Source organism: Roseomonas sp. E05 (assembly GCF_030063475.1).
Taxonomy (GTDB): domain Bacteria; phylum Pseudomonadota; class Alphaproteobacteria; order Acetobacterales; family Acetobacteraceae; genus Pseudoroseomonas.
Window position 1 is genome coordinate 167,236 of the sequence record NZ_JASIRT010000008.1, and the last position, 23,108, is coordinate 190,343.

The 23,108-nt window shown below is 71.7% G+C and carries 17 protein-coding genes; 13 read left to right on the plus strand and 4 right to left on the minus strand.

The genetic code is table 11. The features are described from left to right. Positions 1-21: 21 nt before the first annotated feature. From QMO56_RS11180 to QMO56_RS11230, 11 genes are all read left to right on the plus strand, one after another. A complete protein-coding gene (locus QMO56_RS11180) occupies positions 22-726 on the plus strand; it encodes an alpha/beta fold hydrolase (RefSeq protein WP_283525736.1) in 705 nt (234 codons plus the stop codon). Positions 727-802: 76 nt separating this feature from the next. Beyond that, the gene (locus QMO56_RS11185) at positions 803-1,150 is read left to right on the plus strand and encodes a hypothetical protein (RefSeq protein WP_283525738.1); all 348 of its coding nucleotides are present in this window, start codon (positions 803-805) and stop codon (positions 1,148-1,150) included. Positions 1,151-1,209: 59 nt separating this feature from the next. After that, positions 1,210-2,262, plus strand: a complete 1,053-nt coding sequence (locus tag QMO56_RS11190) for a glycosyl hydrolase family 8 (RefSeq protein WP_283525740.1) — start codon at positions 1,210-1,212, stop codon at positions 2,260-2,262. Positions 2,263-2,362: 100 nt separating this feature from the next. Beyond that, complete coding sequence (locus QMO56_RS11195) at positions 2,363-3,253, plus strand: hypothetical protein (protein WP_283525742.1); 891 nt, start codon at positions 2,363-2,365, stop codon at positions 3,251-3,253. Positions 3,254-3,260: 7 nt separating this feature from the next. Then, complete coding sequence (locus QMO56_RS11200; protein ID WP_283525744.1) at positions 3,261-4,076, plus strand: cellulose synthase operon protein YhjQ/BcsQ; 816 nt, start codon at positions 3,261-3,263, stop codon at positions 4,074-4,076. A gap of 2 nt (positions 4,077-4,078) precedes the next feature. Continuing rightward, positions 4,079-8,734 (plus strand): UDP-forming cellulose synthase catalytic subunit, encoded by a 4,656-nt coding sequence (gene bcsA, locus QMO56_RS11205; protein ID WP_283525746.1) that lies wholly within the window; start codon positions 4,079-4,081, stop codon positions 8,732-8,734. Continuing rightward, complete coding sequence (locus QMO56_RS11210; protein WP_283525748.1) at positions 8,731-12,510, plus strand: cellulose biosynthesis protein BcsC; 3,780 nt, start codon at positions 8,731-8,733, stop codon at positions 12,508-12,510. The genes bcsA and QMO56_RS11210 overlap by 4 nt, the downstream gene beginning before the upstream one ends. 58 nt (positions 12,511-12,568) lie before the next feature. Continuing rightward, positions 12,569-13,039 (plus strand): cellulose biosynthesis protein BcsD, encoded by a 471-nt coding sequence (gene bcsD / locus QMO56_RS11215; RefSeq protein WP_283525750.1) that lies wholly within the window; start codon positions 12,569-12,571, stop codon positions 13,037-13,039. Positions 13,040-13,155: 116 nt separating this feature from the next. Next, complete coding sequence (locus QMO56_RS11220; RefSeq protein ID WP_283525751.1) at positions 13,156-14,319, plus strand: Re/Si-specific NAD(P)(+) transhydrogenase subunit alpha; 1,164 nt, start codon at positions 13,156-13,158, stop codon at positions 14,317-14,319. Between the two features lie 18 nt (positions 14,320-14,337). After that, positions 14,338-14,730, plus strand: coding sequence for an NAD(P) transhydrogenase subunit alpha (locus QMO56_RS11225; RefSeq protein ID WP_283525753.1), 393 nt, complete (start codon positions 14,338-14,340; stop codon positions 14,728-14,730). 4 nt (positions 14,731-14,734) lie between these two features. After that, positions 14,735-16,147 carry an NAD(P)(+) transhydrogenase (Re/Si-specific) subunit beta gene (locus tag QMO56_RS11230; RefSeq protein WP_283525755.1) on the plus strand — a complete coding sequence of 471 codons (1,413 nt, stop codon included), beginning with the start codon at positions 14,735-14,737 and terminating at the stop codon, positions 16,145-16,147. 143 nt (positions 16,148-16,290) lie between these two features. Here QMO56_RS11230 and QMO56_RS11235 read toward each other — a convergent pair whose 3' ends face one another. From QMO56_RS11235 to QMO56_RS11245, 3 genes are read right to left on the minus strand one after another with little or no spacing between them, the layout of a single operon-like run. Continuing rightward, positions 16,291-17,763, minus strand: a complete 1,473-nt coding sequence (locus QMO56_RS11235; protein ID WP_283525756.1) for a M81 family metallopeptidase — start codon at positions 17,761-17,763, stop codon at positions 16,291-16,293. Then, the gene (locus QMO56_RS11240) at positions 17,760-19,109 is read right to left on the minus strand and encodes an aspartate aminotransferase family protein (RefSeq protein ID WP_283525758.1); all 1,350 of its coding nucleotides are present in this window, start codon (positions 19,107-19,109) and stop codon (positions 17,760-17,762) included. The genes QMO56_RS11235 and QMO56_RS11240 overlap by 4 nt, the downstream gene beginning before the upstream one ends. After that, positions 19,106-19,999 (minus strand): MurR/RpiR family transcriptional regulator, encoded by an 894-nt coding sequence (locus QMO56_RS11245; RefSeq protein WP_283525759.1) that lies wholly within the window; start codon positions 19,997-19,999, stop codon positions 19,106-19,108. The genes QMO56_RS11240 and QMO56_RS11245 overlap by 4 nt, the downstream gene beginning before the upstream one ends. Positions 20,000-20,078: 79 nt before the next feature. Between QMO56_RS11245 and QMO56_RS11250 the strand changes: the two genes are divergently transcribed. After that, positions 20,079-21,095, plus strand: a complete 1,017-nt coding sequence (locus tag QMO56_RS11250; RefSeq protein WP_283525761.1) for a tripartite tricarboxylate transporter substrate binding protein — start codon at positions 20,079-20,081, stop codon at positions 21,093-21,095. A gap of 26 nt (positions 21,096-21,121) precedes the next feature. On the opposite strand, the gene QMO56_RS11255 is transcribed toward QMO56_RS11250, so the two are convergent. Further along, a complete protein-coding gene (locus QMO56_RS11255; protein ID WP_283525762.1) occupies positions 21,122-22,096 on the minus strand; it encodes a quinone oxidoreductase in 975 nt (324 codons plus the stop codon). 119 nt (positions 22,097-22,215) lie between these two features. On the opposite strand from QMO56_RS11255, the gene QMO56_RS11260 reads away from it, so the two are divergent. Then, on the plus strand, positions 22,216-23,100 hold the full coding sequence (locus QMO56_RS11260) for a LysR family transcriptional regulator (protein ID WP_283525764.1): 885 nt from the start codon (positions 22,216-22,218) through the stop codon (positions 23,098-23,100). Positions 23,101-23,108 lie beyond the last annotated feature (8 nt).

Consider the following 23,108-nt stretch of genomic DNA (forward strand, 5'->3'; position numbering starts at 1 on the left):
CAGGCGTAACTGGCCTGCGCCATGCACAAACGACACGATCTGCTGCTGCTCCCCGGCCTGCTCTGCGACGCCCGGCTGTGGCGCGACCCGGTGGCGATCCTGGACGACCTGGTCGAGGCGCGGATCGCCGACCTGACGCTGGATGACAGCGTCACGGCCATGGCGCGGCGGGCGCTGGCGGGCGCCGCGCCGCGCTTCGCCCTCGCAGGGCTCTCCATGGGCGGCTATGTCGCGCTGGAGATCATGCGGCAGGCGCCGGAGCGGGTGACGCATCTCGCCCTCTTCGACACCTCGGCGCGGCCGGACGCCCCCGAGGCGGCGCGCCGCCGGAAGGCGCTGATGGCGCTGACCCGCAGCGGCCAGTTCCGCGGCGTGACGCCCCGGCTGCTGCCCAGCCTGCTGCATCCGGATGCGGTGGACGGTCCGCTCGGCGACGAGGTGCGCGCCATGGCCGAGCGGGTGGGGCGCGATGCCTTCCTGCGCCAGCAGCACGCCATCCTGCATCGTCCGGACTCCCGCCCGCTGCTGCCCGGCATCCAGCAGCCCACGCTGGTGGCGGTGGGCGAGCAGGACATCCTGACGCCGCCGGACCTCGCTGAGGAAATCGCCGACGCCATTCCGCAGGCGCGGCTGGCCCGCATTCCGCGCTGCGGCCACCTGCCCAGCATGGAGCAGCCGGAGGCCGCCGCCGCCCTGCTGCGCACATGGCTCACCGGCGCCGGCTGAGCGCCTTGCAGCCGCGCGCCGCAGCGGCCATGTGCAGGAAAGCGGCCGGCCTGCCCGGCCTGCCGGAGTGCTCAGCATGCCTCGCCCGGCCCGCCTCCTGCCTGCCACCCTGCTGCTGGCCCTGGCCGCCGGCTCCGCGCTGGCACGCGGCGGGGTCTGGATCGGCATCGGCCCGGGCTACACCTATCCGCCGCCCTATGGCTGGTCGCCGCCACCCTACTATCCACCGCCTTATTACGGACCTCCGCCCACCTACTACGCGGTGCCGGTCGTGCCCTACTATCCACCGCCGGCCTACGGCACGGCCGGCCAGGCCTGCTATGCCGGACCCTATATGTGCCAGTTGGACCGGCCCGAGCCGGTTGGCGCTCCCTGCTCCTGCCCCGCGAAGGGAGGGGGACGCGCCTGGGGTAGGGTAGGCTGATGCCGCGCCGGCACCGCGTGTAAATCCCCCGGCAAGACTCTCCTTCCTAAGGTGGCGGCATGTCGCCACCTCTGCCCCGCCGCGCGCTGCTCGCCGCCCTGGCTGCGCCGCTGACGCTGCCGGCAGCGGCGCCCGCCATTGCGGCGCCGCCCTCGGCGGTTCTGCTGTCGGCCTGGGCGGACTTCCGGCGCGGCTTCATGCTCCCGGAAGGCCGTGTGGTGGACAACGGCAACGGCGGCGTCTCGCATTCCGAAGGGCAGGGCTGGGCGATGTTCTGCGCCGAGCGCTGCGGCGACCGCGCCAGCTTCGACACTCTATGGAACTGGACGCGGCAGGTCTTGCGTCGCCCGGGCGATCAGTTGCTGGCCTGGCGCTTCCTGCCTGGCACCGCCGATCCGGTGCCCGACCACAACAACGCGGCGGATGGAGACCTTTTCACGGCCGCCGCGCTGCTGCTGGCGGGGCGCCGCTGGGCTGCGCCCGAATACGCGGAGGCGGGAGCCGCCATCGCCCGCGACGTGCTCCGCCTGCTGGTGCGCGAGGTCGCTGACCTCACCGTTCTGCTGCCCGGCGCGCAGGGCTTCGAGGAAGCCGAGGCGGTGGTGCTGAACCCCTCCTACTACGCCTTTCCCGTCCTGGGGGTGTTGGCGCGCGCGGTACCTGATCCCGCCTGGCTGCGGCTGGCGGGGGACGGCCTGGTGCTGCTGCGGCGCGCCCGCTTTGGCCGGTGGGACCTGCCACCAGACTGGCTGGTGCTCGGCCGGAAGGACGGGGCGCTGGCGCTGCCGGGCCGGTGGCCGCCCCGCTTCTCCTACGATGCCTTGCGGATTCCGCTGTATCTGCGCTGGGCGGGGCTGGAGGCGGAGCCTGCCGCGCAGGCGGCGATTCGCTTCTGGCGAGACCCTTCACATCCGGCTTTGCCGGCCTGGGCCGATCTGCTCAGCCAGCGCACGGCGCCCTATCCGGCCCCTGCCGGGGTGCGGGCGGTGGCGGAATTCGTCAGCGATGGCGGCTTGGCCGAATCGAAGGCGAATTCGGGAGGCAGGGGCGGGGATTATTACTCAGCCATTCTCAAGATGTTGATATTGAGCACCTTTTCGGCGCCGGCATGAGAAAAGAGGTAAAACGCCCGGAGCAATATGAAATCTCCGGTTTCATCGCGGCGCGCGAAAGTGCATTTTCCCGTGAGGAAGTAGCGAGAGAGTGCTCAAAATGAGCCAGGACACGGACATAGCCCGCGTTGTCGCGGTGTTGCGGACGCCGGGCCTCCGGTACCGCTCCTTCGGGAATCAGCCCGTGCGCAGCGCTTCCGGCGCCAGCCAAGCCGATTCTCTCCTGGTCTTGCCGCCCGCTACCGATCCGGACAGCGAGCAGCCTCCCGCCGGTAACAATGCGACGCTAGCACTCGCGGCAGAGGTTGAAAACCTCCTAAAAAAGCAACTTCAGATGGAAAATTCTCCCCTTGCCGCATCTGGTGGCGACGCGCTGCCGAATCCGCTTGCCCCTTCATCGGCGGGGCGGCCGGAAGCGGCGGAGGACGGGCCTTCCGGGCCGTCGCCGCTTCCGGCCGCACCACTGAATGGCCTGGCTGCCCTGTTGAAGGAGCCTGTGGCCCTGCCGCCGGCGCGTTCCACACCCTTGCCGGCGGCCCGGCCGCTGCCCCCCGTCTCGCCCGCCCCCACCGCTGCGGCGGTTCGTCCCGCCATGGTGCCCGCGCCGCTCGGGGGCGCCGCCTCGCTGCTCGCGGCGCTGCAGGCGGCGGAAGTGCAGCCTCAACCGGCTGCGTCGAGCCAGAACCTGCCCTCCGCGGTCGCGCCGGCACCGCCGCCGCTGCTGGGCATGCTGGGCTCGGGCCAGGCGTCCTCCGTCGCCGCTTCCATGCCTGCACCGCTGCCTCCGCTGTTAGCCACGCTCTCCGCACTGCCGCCTCCCGCGGCAATGCCTGCCGCCAGCGCGCCTCCGGCCGCCGTAGCTCCACCCGCCGGTGTGGGGGAGATCCTGCGCGGCCTCGGACGACCACCCGCTCCGCCGGCCCCGGCCAAGCCTCCGGAGAAGGCCGTGCCGGAGGTGTTGCGGACTCTCCGCCTGACGGGGCTGAGCTGAGGGTTCCATGCCACTGATCGCCTTCGCGTCCCCCAAAGGTGGAGTGGGCAAGACAACGCTCGTCGCGAACGTGGCCCATGCGCTGCGGCGCGCCGGCCGCATCGTCCTGGCACTGGATCTGGACCCGCAGAACGCATTGCGGCTGCATTTCGGCCTGCCGCTGCATGATACGGCCGGCTTTACGGCGGACCTCGTCCGGCAGCCGGATTGGCGCCGCCTGGTGCGGCCTACGCCCGCGGGCGTGATGCTCCTGCCGCATGGCGCCACCGACCTGCGGGCGGCGCTGGAGCAGGCGGTAGCCCTGGAGCGCGACCCCGCGCTGCTGGGCGGGCCCCTGCGGGAGATGCTGTCCGATCCGCGCCTGCTGGTGCTGGCCGACCTGCCGCCCGGTCCGTCCCAGCCACTGGCGGTGGTGGCGCCGCTCGCTTCGGTGATCGTCACGGTGTTGCAAAGCGAAGCAATCAGCGCCGCGGTGCTCGGCGAAGTGGAGAGTGGCCGCTTCCTTGGCAGCGGCACGATGGCTGCCCTGATCGCCGGGCGCCTGCAGTTCGTGCTGAACGGCGTCGATCTGCGATCCCGCCTGTCGCGCACGGCGGCGGAGGCGCTGGCGCGCCACCTCGGCGCCCGCCTGCTCGGTGCGGTGAGCCGCGACGAGGCGGTGGGTGAGGCACAGGCGCACATGCGGCTGGTCCATGACATGGCGCCCGGCAGTGCCGCGGCGGCCGACATTGCCCAGGTGGCGCACGTCATCGAGACGCTGTTGCCGGTGGCGCAAGAGGCCGGCGAGGGCAGCGCGCCCGCCGGCCCCCGGACAAGGTGGTGACAATGATGGGCCTTCTGCCCCGAGCCGCGCGGCGCTGGCCTGCGCTGAACGTGCTGCTTGCCGCGGCCGGCATGCTGCTGGGAACGATCTTCATCGTGGCGCCCCTCGAGGCCATGCAGCAGGCCTGGCTGGCGCTCGGCAGCTTCCTGATCTTCCTGATCGCCGCGCGAATTCCGGGGCGGGGTGCCCTGTTCTTCCTGGTCGGGCTCTCGTCGCTGGTGTCGCTGCGCTACATCTACTGGCGCATCACCGAGACACTCGACTATTCCGGCTTCTTCAGCACCTTCTTCGGCACCGGCTTGCTGCTGGCCGAGCTTTACGCCGTCATCGCCCTGCTGCTGTCCTATTTCCAGCAGCTCTGGCCGCTGGAGCGCAAGCCCGTGCCGCTGCCGGAGGACGCGGAGCAGTGGCCGGTCGTGGACGTGTTCATCCCGACCTATAACGAGCCGCTGGAAGTGGTGAAGCCCTCGGTCTTCGGCGCGCTGTCGATGGACTGGCCGCGCGACAAGATGAACGTCTACATCCTCGATGACGGGCGGCGGGAGGAGTTCCGCAAGTTCGCCGAGGAAATCGGCTGCGGCTACATGATCCGGCCGGACAACAAGGGCGCCAAGGCCGGCAACATCAACCACGCGGTGAGCAAGACGAATGGCGAATACATCGTCATCTTCGACTGCGACCACGTTGCGACGCGCGGTTTCCTGCAGTTCACCCTTGGCTGGATGCTCCGCGACCGCGGCATCGGCATGCTGCAGACGCCGCATCACTTCTATTCCCCCGATCCCTTCGAGCGGAACCTGGCTTCCGGCAAGCGCGTGCCGAACGAGGGCCTGCTGTTCTACGGGCTGGTGCAGCAGGGCAACGACCTCTGGAATGCCTCCTTCTTCTGTGGCTCCTGCGCCGTGCTTCGGCGGACCGCGCTGGAGCAGGTGGGCGGCGTGCCGACGGAGACCGTCACCGAGGACTGCCACTGCTCGCTGAAGATGCAGCGGCTCGGCTGGCGCACCGCCTATCTGCGCGTGCCGCTCGCCGCAGGCCTGGCGACGGACCGGCTGATCGCGCACATCGGCCAGCGCATGCGCTGGGCCCGCGGCATGATCCAGATCTTCCGGGTGGACAATCCGCTGCGCGGGCCGGGGCTGAAGCTGTACCAGCGGCTCTGCTACCTCAACGCGCAGTGGCACTTCCTGTTCCCGCTGCCGCGCTTCGTCTTCCTGACGGCGCCGCTGGCCTTCCTGCTGTTCGGACAGAACCTCATCGCCGCCTCGCCGCTGGCCATTCTCGCCTTCGCCGGGCCGCACATCATCCATTCCGTGGCGACCAACAGCCGGCTGCAGGGCAGTGTCCGCCACAGCTTCTGGTCGGAAATCTACGAGACCGTGCTGGCGCTCTATCTGCTGCCCGTCGTGCTGACCACGCTGTTCGATCCCAAGAAGGGCAAGTTCAACGTGACGGACAAGGGCGGCACGCTCGACGAAGGCTATTTCGACATGCGCGCCGTGGGGCCGAATTTCGTGCTGGCGGTCTTCCTCGTGCTCGGCCTGCTCTCCGGCATCTACGGCATGGCGGCCAACCCGCTCTCCAGCCTGGAGTTCCAGGCCAATGCGCTGAACGCCATCTGGGTGGTCCTGTCGCTCATGACGGTGATGGCCGGCCTCGCGGTTGGCCGCGAGCGGCGCCAGGTGCGCGAGCGTCATCGCGTCAGCGCGCGGTTGCCGGTGGTGGTCATGCTGCCGGATGGGCGGCATGTCCAGGGCGACAGCATCGACGTCTCCCTCGGCGGCGTCGCCCTGATGCTGGCCGAGACGGTGGACCTGCCGGCGGAGAGCCCGGCGAGCCTCGCCTTCCAGATCGGCGATGAGACGGTGGTGCTGCCGGCCGAGGTGTTGCGCAGCCAGAATCAGCGTATGCATGTGCGCTTCACGCCACAGGGCGTGCTCGACGAGGGCAATATCGTCCGCGTGGTGCTCGGCCGCGCCGATGCCTGGCTCGACTGGGACAACACGCGTCCCGACCGGCCGCTGCGCGCGCTGCTCGAAGTGGTCGTCAGCATCAGTGGCCTGTTCCGCGGCGACAGCCAGTTCTCGCTGCGTCGGCGCGCGGAGCGCCGGGCGCGGCAGCAGGCCGCTGCGGCACGCTCGAAGGCGCCGGCACCGCAGAAGGCTGCTCATCAGGTGCCGGCTCCGGCCGTGGCCACCTCGGAAATCCGGGAGGGTGGCAGGAAAGGCAAGGTGCGGCAGGCCGCCGCCGTGCTTCTGCTGGCCGGTGCCAGCCTCGCCCTGGCGGGCACGGCTCTGGCGCAGCGCCCGCAGGCGCCCCCGCCACCGCCGTCCTATCCAAGGCCGCTGGGGCCCGATGCTGGTGCGGCGGCAGTGCCGAACCGGGCGCCGCAGCCGAACGCAGCGCCGGAGTTGCCGGGCCTGACGCCTCTGGTGCCGCTTCCCGGCGGCGCGGCGGCGGCCATGCCGCCCGCCGGTCCCGCCCTGCTCAGCGACGCCGCCGCGCCCGCGGGCACCGCGCATGTCGAGACCCGCACCCTGCGGCAGCTCGGCCTCGGCGGGCCGATGCAGCTGCATGGCGTCTCGGACCTTCAGGGCGTCCTGTTCGGCATCCGTTCGGATGAGGTGGTGACCGGCGCGCGGCTGGTGCTGCAGGGCGCCACCAGCCCCGCGCTGATCCCGGAACTGAGCCAGATCGCCATTACGCTGAACGAGCAGTTCGTCGGCACCATCACCCCGGACCGCACGCGGCCGAGCTTCGGTCCCATCGAGTTCCCGGTGAATCCCGTCTTCTTCACCGAGAGCAACCGGCTCAACTTCCGTTTCACAGGCCGTTATGCGGTGGAGTGCAACGACCCGCTCTCCGGTCTGCTCTGGTCCACCATCTCCGACCTCTCCACGCTGCAGCTGACCGTCGAGAAACTGCCGCTGGCCCGCGACCTCGCGCGCCTGCCGGAGCCGTTCTTCGACCGCCGCCTGCGCAATCAGCGGCTCACCCTGCCGGTGGTGCTGCCGGACGGGGCGGGGACGGATCTGGTGCGTGCCGCCGCGATCGCCTCCTCCTGGTTCGCCGTGCAGGCCGACTATCGCGGCGCCGCCTTTCCGGTCAGCACCGGCGTGCCGCCGCGCGGCAACGCCATGGTGCTGGTGGCCGGCAGCGAGACCATCCCCGGCCTCGCTTTGCCGCGGATGGAAGGGCCGACTCTCGCGGTGGTGCCGAACCCCGCTGATCCGGAGGCGCTGCTGCTGGTGGTCGGTGGACGGACCGGCGCCGAGGTGGCGGTCGCCGCGCAGGCGCTGGCGGTTGGCAAGCAGGCGCTCTCCGGCGAGATCGTGCTGGTGCAGCAGCCGGAGATGCCGGCCCGCAACCCCTATGACGCGCCGCGCTGGATCCGCGCCGACCGGCCGGTGCGCTTCGGCGAGTTGGTGGACCCCTCCGAGCTGCAGAGCTTCGGCTTCGCCCCGGGCGCGATCTCCATCCCCTTCCGCACCGCGCCCGACCTCTACACCTGGCGCGACCGGCCCCTGCCGGTGGACGTGAAGTTCCGCGCGCCACCCGGCCCGGTGGTGGACGTGGCCGTCTCCCGCCTCGATACCACCCTGAACAACCACTACCTGAAGTCCTTCCCGTTGCGGGAGAGCGAGCCGAGCTGGCCGTGGAGCTGGGTGGCGCGGCAGACCGGCCTCGGCACCGTGCCGGATCGCGCGGAGGGGCAGGTAGGCCTGCCGCCCTATCTCGTATTCGGCCAGAACGAACTGCAGCTCCGCTTCGACATGCGGCCACTGAACCGTGGCGACTGCACGGCGATCCCGGGCGACGTGCGCGCCTCGGTGGACCCGGACAGCACGATCGACCTCTCCCGCGCCTACCGCTTCACCGAGCTGCCGAACCTCGCCTATTTCGCCGGCGCGGGCTTCCCCTTCACCAGGATGGCGGATTTCTCCAGCACGGCCGCCGTGCTGCCGGAGCGGGCCAATACGCTGGAGCTGTCGAGCTTCCTGACGCTGCTCGGCAAGATGGCCGCCATCGTCGGCTCGCCGGCCACCGGCATCCAGGTGGTGCGGCCGAACGCGCTGGAGCAGATGGCTGACCGCGACCTGCTGGTGGTGGGCGCCATCGGCCGCCAGCCGGCGCTCGCCACGCTGCTGGGGCCTGACGGGCCGCTGCGGATGGAGGGGAACCGCGTCTCCGTGGCGCTGCCGGATGCGCTGGAGAACTTCCGCAACCTGTTCCTCGGCGATGACCGGCGTTTGCAGCGGCAGCAGCTTGAAGCCGTGCTTGCCGCGCCCGGTGAAGGAACCGGCATGCTGATCGGCTTCGAGAGCCCGCTCAAGGATCACCGCTCGGTCGTCGCGCTGACCGGCACCAATCCGCAGGGCATGGAGGCCATGGTCAATGCGCTGAGCGAATCCAAGCAGCTGTCGCAGGTGCAAGGCGATCTGGTGCTGGTCTCAGGCGGGCGCCTCTCGGCCTTCAAGATCAACCCGAACTACACGGCCGGCAACCTGCCGCTGCACCTCTGGCCGCAGTACTGGCTGGGCAAGCGGCCGGACCTGCTGCTGCTGCTGGCGGCGCTGGCGGCGATCTGCATCGCGGTGCCGACCTACTGGGCGCTCCGCCGCCGTGCCGCCCTCCGTCTGAGGACCAGGACGCAATGACTGCTCTCCGCGCCCGGCTGCTGGCCGGTGTCTTCTCGGTGGCGGCGGCCCTGCCGCTGCTCGGGCCGGCATCGGCGAGCGCGCAGGAGAATGCCATCTCCGTCCTGCTGGAGCAGGCGAATTACTGGCGCAACCAGAACCGTCCGGACCGCGCGCTGCAGACGCTCGAACGCGTCCTGACGGTCGAGCCGAACAATGTGGACGCGCTGGCCGCCGCCGCTGCCGCCGCCGCCGAGGCCGGCAACCCGAGCGAGGCCAACGGCTATCTCGCGCGGCTGCGGAAGGCTGCTCCGGCCGATCCGCGCAACACCGAGGCGGCGCGCACGGTGCGCGGGGCGACCGTCGATCCGGGCGCCATCGCGGAGGCGCGGCGCCTGGCGCAGAGCGGCCAGGCTGCCGCCGCCGTCGAGCGCTACCGCCAGCTCTTCGGGGGCGGGGTCCCGCCCGACCCTTACGCCATCGAGTACTACCAGACCCTCGCCGGCACCCAGGACGGCTATGGCGAGGCGCGGGACGCGATGGAGCGGCTGGTCGAGCGCAACCCGAAGGACCCGCGCTTGGCGCTGTCCTATGCGCAGATCCTGACCTATCGCGAGGGCTCCCGGGCCGAGGGCATCCGGCGGCTGCGCGACCTGACGCAGCAGCCCTCCATTGCGAGTGCCGCCACGGCCGCCTGGCGCCAGGCGCTGCTCTGGCAGGGTCCGGACCCGGACGCCATTCCGGGCATCGAAGAGTTCCTGCGTACCCATCCGAACGATCCCGCCCTCCAGAAGCGGCTGGAAGAGGCCCGCAATCCGCCGACCGGTCCGCCGGACGAGGTCGGCGCTGCCCGCATCCGCGGCTTCGCGGCACTGGATGCGGGCCGGCTCAGCGAGGCGGCGCAGGCCTTCGAAACGGTTCTGGAGAAGGAGGCCAAGGACGCCGACGCCAAGGGAGGCCTCGGCATCGTCCGGCTGCGGCAGGGCCGCAACGCCGAGGCGCGCCGCCTGCTGACCGAGGCCATCGCGCTGGACCCGCGAGAGGGGCGCCGCAAATGGGGCAAGGCCCTGGAAGGGGCGAACTTCACGGGCGAGCTGAACCAGGCGCGGGCGCTGCTCAATCGTGGGCAGACCGATGCGGCCGAGGCGCTGCTGCAGCGCACCGTTCGCCGTGACGGAGGCGATCGTGCCGATGCCGAGGTGCTGCTCGGCGACATCGCGCTGCGCCGCGACGACCCCACGGGAGCGGAGCAGCACTACCGCGCCGCCCTGAGCCGGCGGCCCAATCTCGCCGGCGCGCTCGCCGGCCTCTATGACGCATTGCAGCGGCAGGGGCGTTTCGCCGAGGCCGAGCAGCTGGCGCAGCAGCGCGGCACGGCCTTCGCCGCCACCGCCGCGGCGCAGCGGGCGGAGGCCCTGCGCGCCGAGGCCAACCGCGCCGGCGATCCCGAGGCGGCGCTGGCGCTGCTGCGCGCGGCGCTTGCCGCGGATGCCGACAATCCCTGGGTCCGGCTGGATCTCGCCCGCGCCCTCGCCAAGGCGGGGCAGGCGGCGGAAGGGCGGGCGCTGGTCGAGCAGCTGGCCGCCAGCGGCAATGCCGAGGCGCTGCACGCCGCCGCCCTCTTTGCCGACGAGGAGGGGCGCACGCTGGACGCGGCGCGGTTCGTCGAGCGCATCCCCGAGCGGCTGCGCAGCGCCGATCAGAGCCGTCTGCTGCGCCGCGCGCGGGTGCAGCAGCAGGTTGCCGCCGCCACCGAGCCGGCGCGCTACGGCAGGCCGGACGAGGCACGGCGCCGCCTGCTGTCGCTGGCCGCGCACCCGGATCCCAGTGGCGAGACGGCATCGCTGGTGGTCGAGGCGCTGTCCGGCATCGGTGACCGGGCCGGCGCGGCGGAGGCCGCGCGGGTGGCGCTGGCGGTCAATCGCGGGGCGCCGCCTTCCGGCCGCATCGCCATCGCCGGTGCGCTGATGGAGGCCGGACTCGAACAGGAGGCCGCGCAACTGGCCAGCCAGCTCGCGCAGGACAGCCGGCTGACCGCCGATGAGCGGCGCCAGCTCGCCGGCCTGCACAGCGGCTTTGCGATCCGCGCCAGCGATCGGCTGAACGAGCAGGGCAACCAGGCGGCGGCCTATGACCAGCTCGCACCGGTGCTGATGCAGAACCCGCAGGACCCCGGCGCGAACATGGCGCTGGCGCGGCTCTATCAGGGGGCACGGGAGCCGCGCGAGGCGCAGCGCATCGCCGAGGCGGTGCTCAGCCGGGACCCGCGCAATGCCGAGGCACGCTCCGGCGCCATCGAGGCTGCCATTGCGCTGGGCCAGCGGGCCCGCGCCGAGGCGCTGCTGGCGGAAGGCCGCTCGCTGGCGCCCAACGACCCGCGCATGACGCTGCTGGAGGCCCGGTTGGCGCGTGCCGGCGGCGACACGCGCCGCGCCCGGGCAGCCCTGCAGCTTGCCGCCGAGCAGCGGCGCAGCCAGCTCGGCGTTGAACGCGGCCTGGGCAGCTTCCCGGCTGCGCCAGGCACCTCGGCTGCACCTACGGCTGCGGAAAATCCTTTCCGCCGCGTCGCGCTGGCCGGCCAGGGGCTGGCGACAAGCGCCTATGCCTCCAGTACCCCGGCCGATCCGTTGCTGGCCGAGATCAGCCGCGAATACGCCGCCGTGCAGGATCAGTCGGCTTCCTATGCCACGCCCGGCTTCAGCTTCCGCAGCCGCTCGGGCGAGGGCGGGCTGGACCAGCTCGTCGAGGTCGGCGGCAGTGCCGAGGTTTCCACCAGCATGCCGGGCATCGGCGGGCGCATCGCGCTGCGCGCCCAGGCGGTCAGCATCGACTCCGGCGCGATGGAGCAGACCGCGGCCACGCTGCGCCGCTTCGGCAGCAACGCGCTCTATCTGCCGGGGCCGCAGACAAGCATCACCTCCGGCCAGGCGCAGGCGCTGACGCCGCGCGACAGCTCGGCCGCCGGCATGTCCTTCGGCCTCGGCTACAACAGGGACAGTTTCTCGCTGGATGTCGGCACCACGCCGCTCGGCTTCCGCAAGCAGAACCTGGTGGGCGGCATCGAGGTGGCGCCGGCGCTCAGCGACAACCTGCGGCTGCGGGTGACCGGCGAGCGGCGGGCGATGACCGATACGTTGCTCTCCTGGGCCGGCCAGCGCGACCCGGCCACCGGGCAGATCTGGGGTGGTGTGGTGCGCAACACGGCGCGCGGCCAGCTCGAGTACGGGGTGGGCGACACCAACTTCTACGCCGGCGGCGGCTACTCCACGCTGGAGGGCGACGGCGTGGCCGACAACACGCGGATCGAGGCCGGCCTCGGCCTCAGCCATGCGGTTTTCCGGAACGAGAGCGATGAACTCGTCGCCGGGCTGGACCTGTTCTACCAGTCCTATGACAAGAACCTGCGCCTCTTCACCCTTGGCCACGGCGGCTACTACAGCCCGCAATCCTATGTCTCGGCCACGGTGCCGGTGGATTACCGGGCGCGCTCGGGCAACCTGGCCTACCGCGTCGGCGCCAGCGTCGGCATCGCCTCCTGGCGGGAGGACCGGGCGCCATACTTCCCGACCGACGCGGCGCGCCAGGCGCAGCTCGAAGCCCAGGCCGCCGCCGATTCGACCATCCAGGCCTTCTATCCCGGCCAGTCGCAGACCGGCTTCATCGGTGGCCTGCGAGGGGATCTCGAATACGCGCTCACCCCGGCGCTGCGGCTTGGCGCCGCGCTGCACTACGACAAATCGGCCGATTGGAGCGAGGCGCGAGGTCTGCTCTACGCGCGCTACCGGCTCGATCAATGAAGCCCGGCGCCCCGGATTTGCGCGCGCCAGGCACGGACATGGCAGGAGCACAGAACGTATGACTGAGACAGACCAGGCGGCGCTTTCCTATCTGGCGCGCCGGGATGTCAGCGTGCAGTGGCGCGGCTTCATGCGGGCCCTGCTGGAGACGCTGGGCGCCCATCTGGACGAGGCCACCCGCGGTGGGCTGCTGCGCTCCGTTGGCGGGCAGATGGCGGCCGGGATGCCGCTCCGCGCAGCCTCGACGCTGGCCGAGCTGGAGGTGCGCATGAATGATGCGCTGGCTGCGATCGCCTGGGGCTATGTCGGTGTGGCTCTGGATGAAGCCGACCATAGCCTGCGGCTGACCCACCGCGCCGCCCCCGCGATCGGCGCTCCCGGCGACGAGGCGGGCCGCTGGGTCACGGCAGTTCTGGAGGGGCTCTACGGCGCCTGGCTCGGTGCCCAGCAGGGCGACAGCGCGGGCGGCGCCAGCCTGCGCACGGTGCATTGCGAGCCCGGGCTGGTGGTACTGCGATACGGCCAGTGACGCGCGGCGGGCGCCCTAGCCCGCCGGAGCCGCGCCCGCCCATTGATGGCTTGCGACACCACGGCGCCCCCGGCATCCTCCGGAACGATTTTCTTTGGAAATGAGGGGGAAACCGGATGCGCCTTGCGGTGCTCAAGGAAAGGCGGGCGGGAGAAACCCGGGTCGCCGCCACGCCGGAGACGGCGAAGAAACTCGCGGCGCTCGGTCTCAGCGTGGTGGTCGAGAGTGGGGCGGGTCTCACCGCCGGCTTCCCGGACGCCGCCTATCGCGAAGCGGGGGCGGAGGTCGCCTCGGATGCCGCCGGGGCGCTGGCAGCCGCCAAGATCGTGCTGAAGGTGCGGGCACCGCTGGCGCGCGGCGAGGGGCCGGTGGACGAGCTCGGGCTCATCCCGCGCGGCGCCCTGCTGATCGGCACGCTGGAGGCGGTGGGCAACCCCTCCCGCGCCCAGGCCTATGCCGAGGCGGGGCTGGAGGCCTGCAGCATGGAGCTGCTGCCGCGCATCACCCGCGCGCAGAGCATGGACGTGCTCTCCTCCCAGGCCAATCTCGCCGGCTATCGCGCTGTGATCGAGGCGGCGGCCGCCTTCGACAAGGGCTTCCCCATGCTGATGACGGCCGCCGGCACCATCCCGGCGGCGAATGTCTTCGTCATGGGCGCCGGCGTCGCCGGACTGCAGGCCATCGCCACGGCGCGGCGGCTTGGCGGGCGGGTGTCCGCCACCGATGTGCGCCCGGCCGCCAAGGAGGAGATCAAGTCGCTCGGCGCCAGCTTCGTCGGTGTCGAGAACGAGGAGATGGCGCAGGCGCAGACCGCCGGCGGCTATGCCCGGGAGATGAGCGAGGAGTACCGGCGCAAGCAGGCGGAGGTGATCGCCGCCGCCGTGGCGCGGGCCGATGTGGTCATCTGCACCGCGCTCGTTCAGGGCCGCAAGGCGCCGACCTTGCTCAGCGCCGAGATGGTCGGCAGCATGAAGCCAGGCAGCGTGGTGGTGGACATCGCCGCCGATGCGGGTGGCAACTGCGCGCTGACCGTGCCGGGCGAGGCGATCACCACCGGGGGCGGCGTCAAGATCCTGGGCTGGCGCAACTGGCCCGGCCGGATTCCGGCCGCCGCCAGCGCGCTCTACGCGCGCAACCTGCTGACCTTCCTCTCCACCTTCTGGGACAAGGAGGCTGGCGCGCCCAAGCTGCCGCAGGAGGACGAGATCGTCCGCGGCGTGACGCTGGCGCGCGGCGGGGCGGTGGTGCACCCGATGCTGGCCCAGGCCCCGGCGGCCTGAGGAGGGGAGGAGACAAGAATGAACCCGACCGATCTCGCCAACCAGGCGACCGCCACGGCGGAACGCGCCCTGGCCCTGGCCGCCGAGGCCCGGCGCATGGCCGAGGCCGTGGCGCCGGTGGCGCAGCAGGCCGAACCTTTCCTGCTGCTGCTCACCATTTTCCTGCTCGCCTGCTTCGTGGGCTACTATGTCGTCTGGAACGTGACGCCGGCGCTGCACTCGCCGCTGATGGGTGTCACCAACGCGATCTCCTCCGTCATCGTGGTGGGCGCCATCCTGGCGACCGGTCTCGGTGACTCCTGGGCCGCCAAGTTCTTCGGCTTCCTCGCCGTCACGCTGGCCTCGGTGAACATCTTCGGCGGCTTCCTGGTGACGCGCCGGATGCTCAGCATGTTCCGGAAGAAGGGCTGAGCCTGTGGCGCATACGCTCTCGACCCTCGCCTATCTCGTCGCCGCCGTCCTGTTCATCCTGGCGCTGCGCGGCCTCTCCCATCCTGAGACCAGCCGGCGCGGCAACCTCTTCGGCATGGTCGGCATGGGTATCGCCATCGTGGCGACGCTCTTCCGTCCGGGCATCGAGTTCTCCGGGCTGCTGCTGGTGCTGGCCGGCGTGGTGATCGGCGGCGGCATCGGCGCCGTGGTGGCCAACCGCATCCAGATGACGGCGCTGCCGCAGCTCGTCGCGGCCTTCCATTCGCTGGTCGGCCTGGCGGCGGTCTTCGTCGCGGCGGCCGCCTTCTACAACCCGGAGAGCTTCGGCATCGGCACGCCCGGCCACATCCATGGCGGCAGCCTGGTGGAGATGTCGCTCGGCCTGGCGATCGGCGCCATCACCTTCTCCGGCTCGCTGATCGCCTTCGCCAAGCTGCAGGCGCTGATGTCCGGCGCGCCGATCCTGTTCCGCTTCCAGCACTGGCTGAATCTGGGCCTTGGAATCCTGCTGCTGGTGCTGGTCATTGCCTTCGTTGCCACCGGATCGGGCGTGCTGTTCTGGCTGATCGCGCTGCTGGCCTTCGCGCTCGGCTTCCTGCTGATCATCCCGATCGGCGGCGCCGACATGCCGGTCGTCGTCTCGATGCTGAACAGCTATTCCGGCTGGGCGGCGGCGGGCATCGGCTTCACCGTGGGCAACCTGCTGCTGATCGTGACGGGCGCGCTGGTGGGCGCCTCGGGCGCCATCCTCTCCTACATCATGTGCAAGGGGATGAACCGCAGCATCGTCAACGTGCTGCTCGGCGGCTTCGGCAGCGATGCCGGCGTGGCGGCGGGGGCCGCCGGCGGCAGTGGCGGCCCGGCGCGGCCGGTGAAGTCCGGCTCGCCCGAGGACGCCGCCTACATCATGAAGAACGCCGGCAAGATCATCATCGTGCCAGGCTACGGCATGGCGGTGGCGCAGGCGCAGCAGGTTCTGCGCGAGATGGCCGAGCTGCTGAAGAAGGAAGGCGCCGAGATCTCCTATGCCATCCATCCCGTCGCCGGCCGCATGCCCGGGCACATGAACGTGCTGCTGGCCGAGGCGAACGTGCCCTATGACGAGGTGCATGAGCTGGAGGAGATCAACCCCGAGTTCGGCGAGGCCGATGTGGCCTATGTCATCGGCGCCAATGACGTGACGAATCCGGCGGCGAAGACCGACAAGTCCTCGCCGATCTATGGCATGCCGATCCTTGATGTGGAGCGCGCCAAGACGGTGTTCTTCGTCAAGCGCGGCATGTCGAGCGGTTATGCCGGGGTGGAGAACGAGCTGTTCTTCCGCGACAACACGATGATGCTGTTCGGCGACGCCAAGAAGGTGACGCAGCAGATCGTGCAGGCGCTGCAGAGATAGAAGGAAAGGCCAGGGGGTGCCCCGCCCCCTGGCCTTCGACGCCCCCTGGCCCCCGGCGGGATGGCAATGTCACCCCGGGCCCCGCCACCCGCCGGCAAACGGAGGCTGGGGGCCTGGTGGAAGTCAATTCCCCTCCCGCTGCCTCAGACGCCGCTGAGCGGATAGAGCGTTGGCGGCGCGTGCCGGAAACGGAAGGTCGTGATGTCCAGTGCCGCCGGGCCGGGTGCATCCACGTCAATCATCCGGGGCAACAGCGGCGCGAAGGCGGCGCGGAAGTGGTTCTTTGCCTTGACGCAGAGCAGGCCGGGCTGCGTCACGTCCACCTCGTGCAGGTCGAAGAAGCCGGGATCGCTCGGCGAGATGCAGCGCGAGGTGACGATCACCCGCACCTGGCCGATGGTGATCACCGCCGTCGGCCCGAGATCCACCGCCATGCCGCCCAGTACCGGGCCGCGATTGTGGAAGCGGCCCTCCGTCAGCAGCGAAACGGTGCCGGAGAAGGGCACAGGCTCGCCATAGTCGCGCGTCAGCCGTCCGCCCAGCGTGCCGGAGAGTGCGCCGCCGATGCCGGCTGCCCGCGCCCGCTGCACGAGGGGAGGATCGCAGTAGAAGGCGACAACGGTGGGCACCTCCGGTGCGCGGGCGAGCACGGCGCGGATCAGTTCCGGCGTGTCGCCGATGCCACCGGAATAGGGATTGTCGCCGGCGTCCACGATGGCGGCGGGCAGCGGCCCGCCGTCCAGCGCCTGACGCAGCCCCTCCGCGGCGCTGGGCAGGGGGATGAAGAAGCGGTCGCGCCGGGCGGCATAGTCACCGATCAGCGAGGCCACGGCGCGGCCTGCCACCAAGGCGTCACCATCGGCGAAGGCCATCACGCTCGCGCCGGCGGAAGGCGTGTCGCCGTAGGTGAAGCCGCCGAAGACGCTGACATCCAACACGCCGGGCAGCGCCTCGGCCGCGCGGGCCGCGGCCTCCATCTCGGCCATCGGGCCGGCGGCGGTGCGCATGTTGATGCTGGGCAGGATGGCGCCCAGCTTGGCGATGACGCCGACGGGCCGGCTGCGCCCCTCCACCGCCTCGCGCAGCAACTCCAACGTGCGGCGGCCGGTGGGGCGCATGTCCACATGCGGATAGGTGCGGTAGGCGGTACCGATATCGAGCAGCCGGGCGATGTCGGGGTGCATGTTGGCGTGCAGGTCGAAGCTGGCGGCCAGCTTCACGCCGGGCCCGATGGCCGCCCGAACCCGCCGGATCAGCTCCAGGTCGGCGAGCGGCAGGTCCTCCACCACCATGGCGCCGTGCAGCGAGAGGTAGACGGCATCGAAGCCGCCGCTCGCCAGCCCTTCCAGCACCTCGGCGCAGAACCGCTCGAAGACCTCGCGCTTCAGGATGCCGCCGGGCATGGCGGCGGCCTGCCGCAGGAACACCGCCTCCCAGTCCGGATGGGCATCGAGGAAATCCAGCACGCCGCCGACTTCCGTCTCGGTGCCGCGATAGACCTCGCGCGCCGCCTCGCCCGCCACCCATTCGGAAGCCTCGAAATCCTCGAAGCCGGTGGGAACCGGGCTGAAGGAATTGCCTTCGTGCCAGAGCCGCGCGACCGCCAGCCGGGTCATGCCCGCGCCTCCTGCCGCAACATGGCCATGGCGGTGTCCACCGCCGCGCCCATGCGCTCGACGATCAGCTCGATCTCGGCCTCGGAGGCGGTGTAGGGCGGCGCCAGCAGGATATGGTCGCCGGCCCGGCCATCCGCCGTGCCACCGCCGGGATAGCAGGCCAGCCCCGCCGCCAGCGCGGCGTCGCGGATGCGGATATTCGCCTGCAGCGCGGGGTCGAAGGGGGCCTTGGTCTCGCGGTCGGCCACCAGCTCGATGGCCTGGAACAATCCGCGCCCCCGGATGTCGCCGACATGCGGGTGCTGCCCCAGGCGTGCCTCCAGCCCTGCGCGCAGCCGCTGCCCCAGAACCCGCACGCGGTTCAGCAGCCCTTCATCGCGGATCACCCGCTGCACCTCCAGGGCCGCAGCGCAGGCGACGGGATGCGCGACATAGGTGTGCCCGTGCTTGAAGCTGCCGGAGCCCTCGCGGATGGCATCGAGGATGCGGCCCTTGATCAGGATGGCGCCGATCGGCTGGAAGCCGCCGCCCAGCCCCTTCGCCACGGCCTGGATGTCAGGCGCGATGCCCTCCTGCTCCCAGGCGTGCAGCGTGCCGGTGCGGCCCATGCCGCACATCACCTCGTCCAGGATCAGCAGGGCGCCGTGGCGGTCGCAGATCTCACGCACGGCACGGAAATAGCCGGCCGGGGCGGGTACGCAGCCCAGCGTGGCGCCGACCACCGGCTCGGCGATGAAAGCCGCCACCGTATCCGGACCCAGGCGCTGGAACTCCGCCTCCAGCTCGGCGGCCAGGCGGCATGCGAAGGCCTCCTCGCTCTCGCCCGCCTGCTGGCCGCGATAGGCAAAGGCGGGCGAGACATGGCTGAAGGCGTCCGCCAGCAACGGTGCATAGGGCGCGCGGCGCAGCGCATTGCCGCCCGCCGCCAGCGCGCCCAGCGTGTTGCCATGGTAGCTCTGCCGGCGGGCGATGAAGTGCTGCCGCGTCTCCTGGCCGGTTTCCAGGAAATACTGCCGCGCCAGCTTCAGCGCGGATTCGATGGCCTCCGAGCCGCTGGAGATGAAATAGGCACCCGCCAGCCCGCCCGGCTCATGTCCGACCAGCATCTCCGCCAGCGCCTCGGCCGGCTCGCTGGAGAAGAAGCCGGAATGCACGTAGTCGAGCTGCCCGATCTGCCGGCGGAGCGCCTCCACCACGCGTGGATGGCCATGCCCGAGGCAGGAAACCGCCGCGCCGCCCGAGGCATCGAGCACGCGGCGCCCCTCGGCATCAGCGATCCAGCTTCCCGCCGCATGCACCGCGACGGGCGGGGCGCTGCGCGAACTGCGATGCAGGATGCGGGTCATGCCGGGGGATCCTCGTTGGGGAGATACTGGGAAAGGGCGGCCAGCCGCTCCTCCGCCTCGCGCAGCCGCGCCATCGCGGCCTCGCCGCCGAGCAGGAAGGATGCCGCGACGAGGGCCTGCGCCGTGGCCAGGGCGCCGGTCAGGCTGGGAAAGAAGCCCGGCGCGGCGGCGGCCTCGAAGGGCAGCAGATGATGGGCACCCTCCACCACCGGCGCGTCGGCGCGGTCGGCCAGGGCGATGGTGACGCAACCCGCCGCCCGCGCTGCCTGCGCCGCCTGCAGGCTGGCGCGGGAATAGGGCGCGAAGGTCACCAGAAGTACGGCGTCCCCGGGCTGGAAGGCGCCGAGGTCGAGGTCCTCCGGCCGGTCGGCGCCGACGAGCCGCACCGCATGGGGGCGGAACAGGCTGAGCTGATAATGCAGCAGATGCGCCACCGCGCGGCAGGAGCGGAAGCCCACCGCCCAGACACGCGGGGCCTGGTGCAGCGCCTCTGCGGCGCGGCCGATCCGCCCGGCATCGAGCCGCGCGAGCCCGGCATTGTCGGCGGCCAGCATCTCGCCGGCCAGGTCGGCGGCGGCCAGGGCGGGGTTTCGCGGGCCCGGCTGCCTCCGGCGGATGCGGGCGGAAAAGGGCCGGCCGCTGGCCTGCCCGGCCTGGCGATGCGCCTCGATCAGCGCGTCGCGCAGTGCGTCCCATCCCGCATAGCCCAGGGCCTGGGCCAGCCGGGTGAAGCTGGCGGGCTGGGCGCCGGCCGCCGCCGCCAGTTCGCGCATGGAGCGCGTCGCGGCATCGAAGTCATGCCGGGCGACGAAGCGCGCCACTTCCTGCAAGCGTGGTGGCAGGTCGGGCAGGGCGCACCGGAGCCGGTCGAGGGGGGCGGCGGCAGTCATGAAATATCCGTTGCATGAAAAAGGTGTTGTTGCAACGATTGGATCATATCGACACCCGCAGGATGAGGAACTCCACCCCATGACCGGACGCCGCGCCCTCCTGGCCACGCCCTTCGCCGCCAGCCTCGCCACCAGCCTCGCCATCCTGGGAGCGCCCGTGCCGCTGCGGGCGCAGGAGGCTTTCCCCGACCATCCGATCCGGCTCGTCGTGCCCTTCACCCCCGGCGGCGCGGTGGACCTGACGGGCCGCCTGCTGGCGGAGATGCTGCCGCCGATCCTCGGCCAGAACCTGGTCGTGGAGAATCGCGGCGGCGCCGGCGGCAATCTTGGTGGCGACGCCGTCGCCAAGGCGCCGAAGGACGGCTACACGCTGCTGCTGGGCACCGCGACCATCCTGGCGGCCAACAAGTTCCTGTTCCGCAAATCCATGCCCTTCGATCCGGCGACGGACCTTGCGCCCGTCACCCGCGTCGCGACCGGCACGGTGCTGCTGGTGGTGAATGCCGAGCGGCCGTGGAAAAGCTTCGGCGAGCTGATCGCGGCAGCGAAGAAGGAGCCGGGCAGGATCACCATGGGCTCCTCCGGCACCGGCTCGGTCAGCCATCTGACGCTGGCGGCACTGAAGCGCGCGGCAGGGGTGGACATCACCCATGTGCCCTATCGCGGCGGCGCGCCGGCCATCCAGGACCTGCTGGCCGGCAATATCGACATGATGTTCGACGTCATTCCCGCGTTGATGCCGCATGTGCGGGAAGGGCGGTTCCGCCCGCTGGCCGTGGGCAGCGCACAGCGCGTGACCTATGTGCCGGAACTGCGGGAGGTGCCGGGCATGGCCGAGCTGCTGCCGGATTCGGGCATCGACGCGCAGTCCTGGTACGCCATCATGGCCCCCGCCGGCACGCCGGAGGACCGCGTGGCGCTGCTGCACCGCGCGATCCGGCAGGTGGCGCAGTCCGACGCCTTCCGCGCGAAGATGGAGCCGCTGGGATTCGCCCCTGTCTCCGACGCCACGCCCGCCGCCTTCGGCGACTACCTGCGCGCGCAGGAGAAGGTCTGGCAGGGGCTGGTCGAGGCCTCCGGCGCGACGCTGGATTGAGGGTCCGCGCCGGAGGGCGGGGCGGCTCAGGTCAGCAGCAGGGAGGAGCCGGTGGTGCGGCGCGCCTCCAGCGCCCGATGGGCCTGAGCGGCGTCGCGCAGCGGGAACCCGGCGCCGATCTCGACGCGCAGCCCCGTCTGCAACAGCGCCAGGAAGGCTTTCGCTGCCATCCGGTAGGCGGCGGGATCGGCCGCATAGGCGAAGACACTGGGCCGCGCCAGCGCCAGCGAGCGGCGCGGGCCCAGCTCGGCGACGCGCAACGCGGGGACCGGCCCGCCGGCCTGCCCGACGCTGGCCACAGTGCCGAAGGGCCGCACGCAATCCAGCGTGCGCAACAGGGTGTCGCCGCCGATGCCGTCGATGGCGTAGTCCACGCCGGTGCCGCCGGTGATCTCCCGCGCCCCCGCCACGAAGTCGGTCCGGTCGTAGAGGATGGCATGGTCCACGCCATGCCGCCGCGCGAGTTCGGCCTTCGCCTCGCTGCCGACCGTGCCGATCACGGTGGCGCCGAGGCGCTTCGCCCATTGCGCCAGGATCAGCCCCAGCCCGCCGGCCGCGGCATGGATCAGGACGGTCTCGCCCGGTTGCAGGGCATGGACGCGATGCAGCAGCATGTGCGCCGTCACGCCCCGCAGCATCGCCCCGGCCGCGCTGCGCGTGGCGACGGCCTCCGGCAGCCGGATCAGCCGGGCGGCCGGGATCAGCCGGGCCTCGGCATAGCCGCCGACCGGCAGCCCCGCATAGGCGGCCCGGTCGCCCACCGCGAGGCCCTCGACGCCGGCGCCGAGTTCCTCCACCACGCCCGCCCCCTCCACGCCGATCACCGCCGGCAGGCCGGGCACCAGATAGAGGCCGGTGCGATGATAGACGTCCACGTAGTTCAGCCCGGCCGCCTCCTGCCGCAGCCGCACCTCGCCCGCCGCCGGGCGCGGCAGGTCCTGTTGCGCGGGAACCAGCACTTCCGGCCCGCCCGTCGCCCGTATCTGCACCACCAGGGTCATTCGCCTTCTCCTTCCGTGCCCCACCCTTGTGCGGGGCTGATGGGGAGACGCTATGTCATTGACCTTCGCCCAGATATTCGCCATCTCCGCCCAGTTCCCGGGCAGGAATGCACAGAACCATGGACTGGGACGACCTGCGCTATCTCGTGGCCCTGGCCCGCGAAGGCAGCCTCTCCGGCGCGGCGCGCGCGCTGCGGGCCGAGCATTCCACCGTCGCCCGCCGCATCGCCGCGCTGGAGGCGGCGCTGGGCCTCCGGCTCTTCGACCGCCTGCCGCGCGGCTATGCGCTGACCGCCGAGGGCGAGCAGGTTGCGGCCCTGGCCGAGCGGCTGGAGGAGGACGTGCTGGCCATCGAGCGGCTGGCGCAGGGGCGGGCAGGCGACCTTGCCGGCAGCGTGCGGATCAGCGCGCCGCCGGTCTTGGCCAGCCACTTCCTGGCCGCGCGCCTGGCGCCGCTGCGCGCGCGACATCCCGGTCTGCTGCTGGAACTGGCGGGTGCGAGCCGCGCCGTCAGCCTCACCCGGCGCGAGGCCGACCTTGCCATCCGCCTCGTCCGGCCGGAGGAGGGTGCGCTGGTCGTGCGCAGGCTGGGCGAGATGGCCTATGGCCTCTACGGCGCGGCGGACTATCTCGCCCGGCGCGCCCCGGCCGAGCGGGACTGGATGGGCTATGACGAAAGCCTGGAGCATGTCCCGCAGCAGCGCTGGCTGACCGCCCTGGCGCAGGGCCGCCCGCTGGCCCTGCGGACCAACGACCTCGCCACGCTGCACATGGCCGCGCGGGCCGGGCTCGGCCTCGCGGCCCTGCCGCGCTTCCTGGGCGACGCCGATCCCGCCCTGGTGCGGCTGCCCGCCGCCGATGCCGGCACCGCCGCACGCGAGATCTGGCTGCTGGTCCATGCCGACCTGCGGCGTTCCGCGCGGGTGCGCGCCGTCATGGACCACCTGGAGGCCGTCATCCACGCCGGGCGCGGGCTGCTCGCGGGGGAGGGGGAGGGCGTGTGAGGCGGCGG

Excerpts from the sequence above, each read along its gene's own strand:
- QMO56_RS11225 (WP_283525753.1), top strand. The coding sequence starts at position 14,338 with ATGAACCCGACCGATCTCGCCAACCAGGCGACCGCCACGGCGGAACGC.
- bcsA (WP_283525746.1), top strand. The coding sequence starts at position 4,079 with ATGATGGGCCTTCTGCCCCGAGCCGCGCGGCGCTGGCCTGCGCTGAAC.
- QMO56_RS11180 (WP_283525736.1), top strand. The coding sequence starts at position 22 with ATGCACAAACGACACGATCTGCTGCTGCTCCCCGGCCTGCTCTGCGAC.
- QMO56_RS11210 (WP_283525748.1), top strand. The coding sequence starts at position 8,731 with ATGACTGCTCTCCGCGCCCGGCTGCTGGCCGGTGTCTTCTCGGTGGCG.
- QMO56_RS11255 (WP_283525762.1), bottom strand. The coding sequence starts at position 22,096 with ATGACCCTGGTGGTGCAGATACGGGCGACGGGCGGGCCGGAAGTGCTG.
- QMO56_RS11250 (WP_283525761.1), top strand. The coding sequence starts at position 20,079 with ATGACCGGACGCCGCGCCCTCCTGGCCACGCCCTTCGCCGCCAGCCTC.
- QMO56_RS11260 (WP_283525764.1), top strand. The coding sequence starts at position 22,216 with ATGGACTGGGACGACCTGCGCTATCTCGTGGCCCTGGCCCGCGAAGGC.
- QMO56_RS11200 (WP_283525744.1), top strand. The coding sequence starts at position 3,261 with ATGCCACTGATCGCCTTCGCGTCCCCCAAAGGTGGAGTGGGCAAGACA.
- QMO56_RS11195 (WP_283525742.1), top strand. The coding sequence starts at position 2,363 with ATGAGCCAGGACACGGACATAGCCCGCGTTGTCGCGGTGTTGCGGACG.
- bcsD (WP_283525750.1), top strand. The coding sequence starts at position 12,569 with ATGACTGAGACAGACCAGGCGGCGCTTTCCTATCTGGCGCGCCGGGAT.
- QMO56_RS11220 (WP_283525751.1), top strand. The coding sequence starts at position 13,156 with ATGCGCCTTGCGGTGCTCAAGGAAAGGCGGGCGGGAGAAACCCGGGTC.
- QMO56_RS11240 (WP_283525758.1), bottom strand. The coding sequence starts at position 19,109 with ATGACCCGCATCCTGCATCGCAGTTCGCGCAGCGCCCCGCCCGTCGCG.
- QMO56_RS11185 (WP_283525738.1), top strand. The coding sequence starts at position 803 with ATGCCTCGCCCGGCCCGCCTCCTGCCTGCCACCCTGCTGCTGGCCCTG.
- QMO56_RS11245 (WP_283525759.1), bottom strand. The coding sequence starts at position 19,999 with ATGACTGCCGCCGCCCCCCTCGACCGGCTCCGGTGCGCCCTGCCCGAC.
- QMO56_RS11190 (WP_283525740.1), top strand. The coding sequence starts at position 1,210 with ATGTCGCCACCTCTGCCCCGCCGCGCGCTGCTCGCCGCCCTGGCTGCG.
- QMO56_RS11235 (WP_283525756.1), bottom strand. The coding sequence starts at position 17,763 with ATGACCCGGCTGGCGGTCGCGCGGCTCTGGCACGAAGGCAATTCCTTC.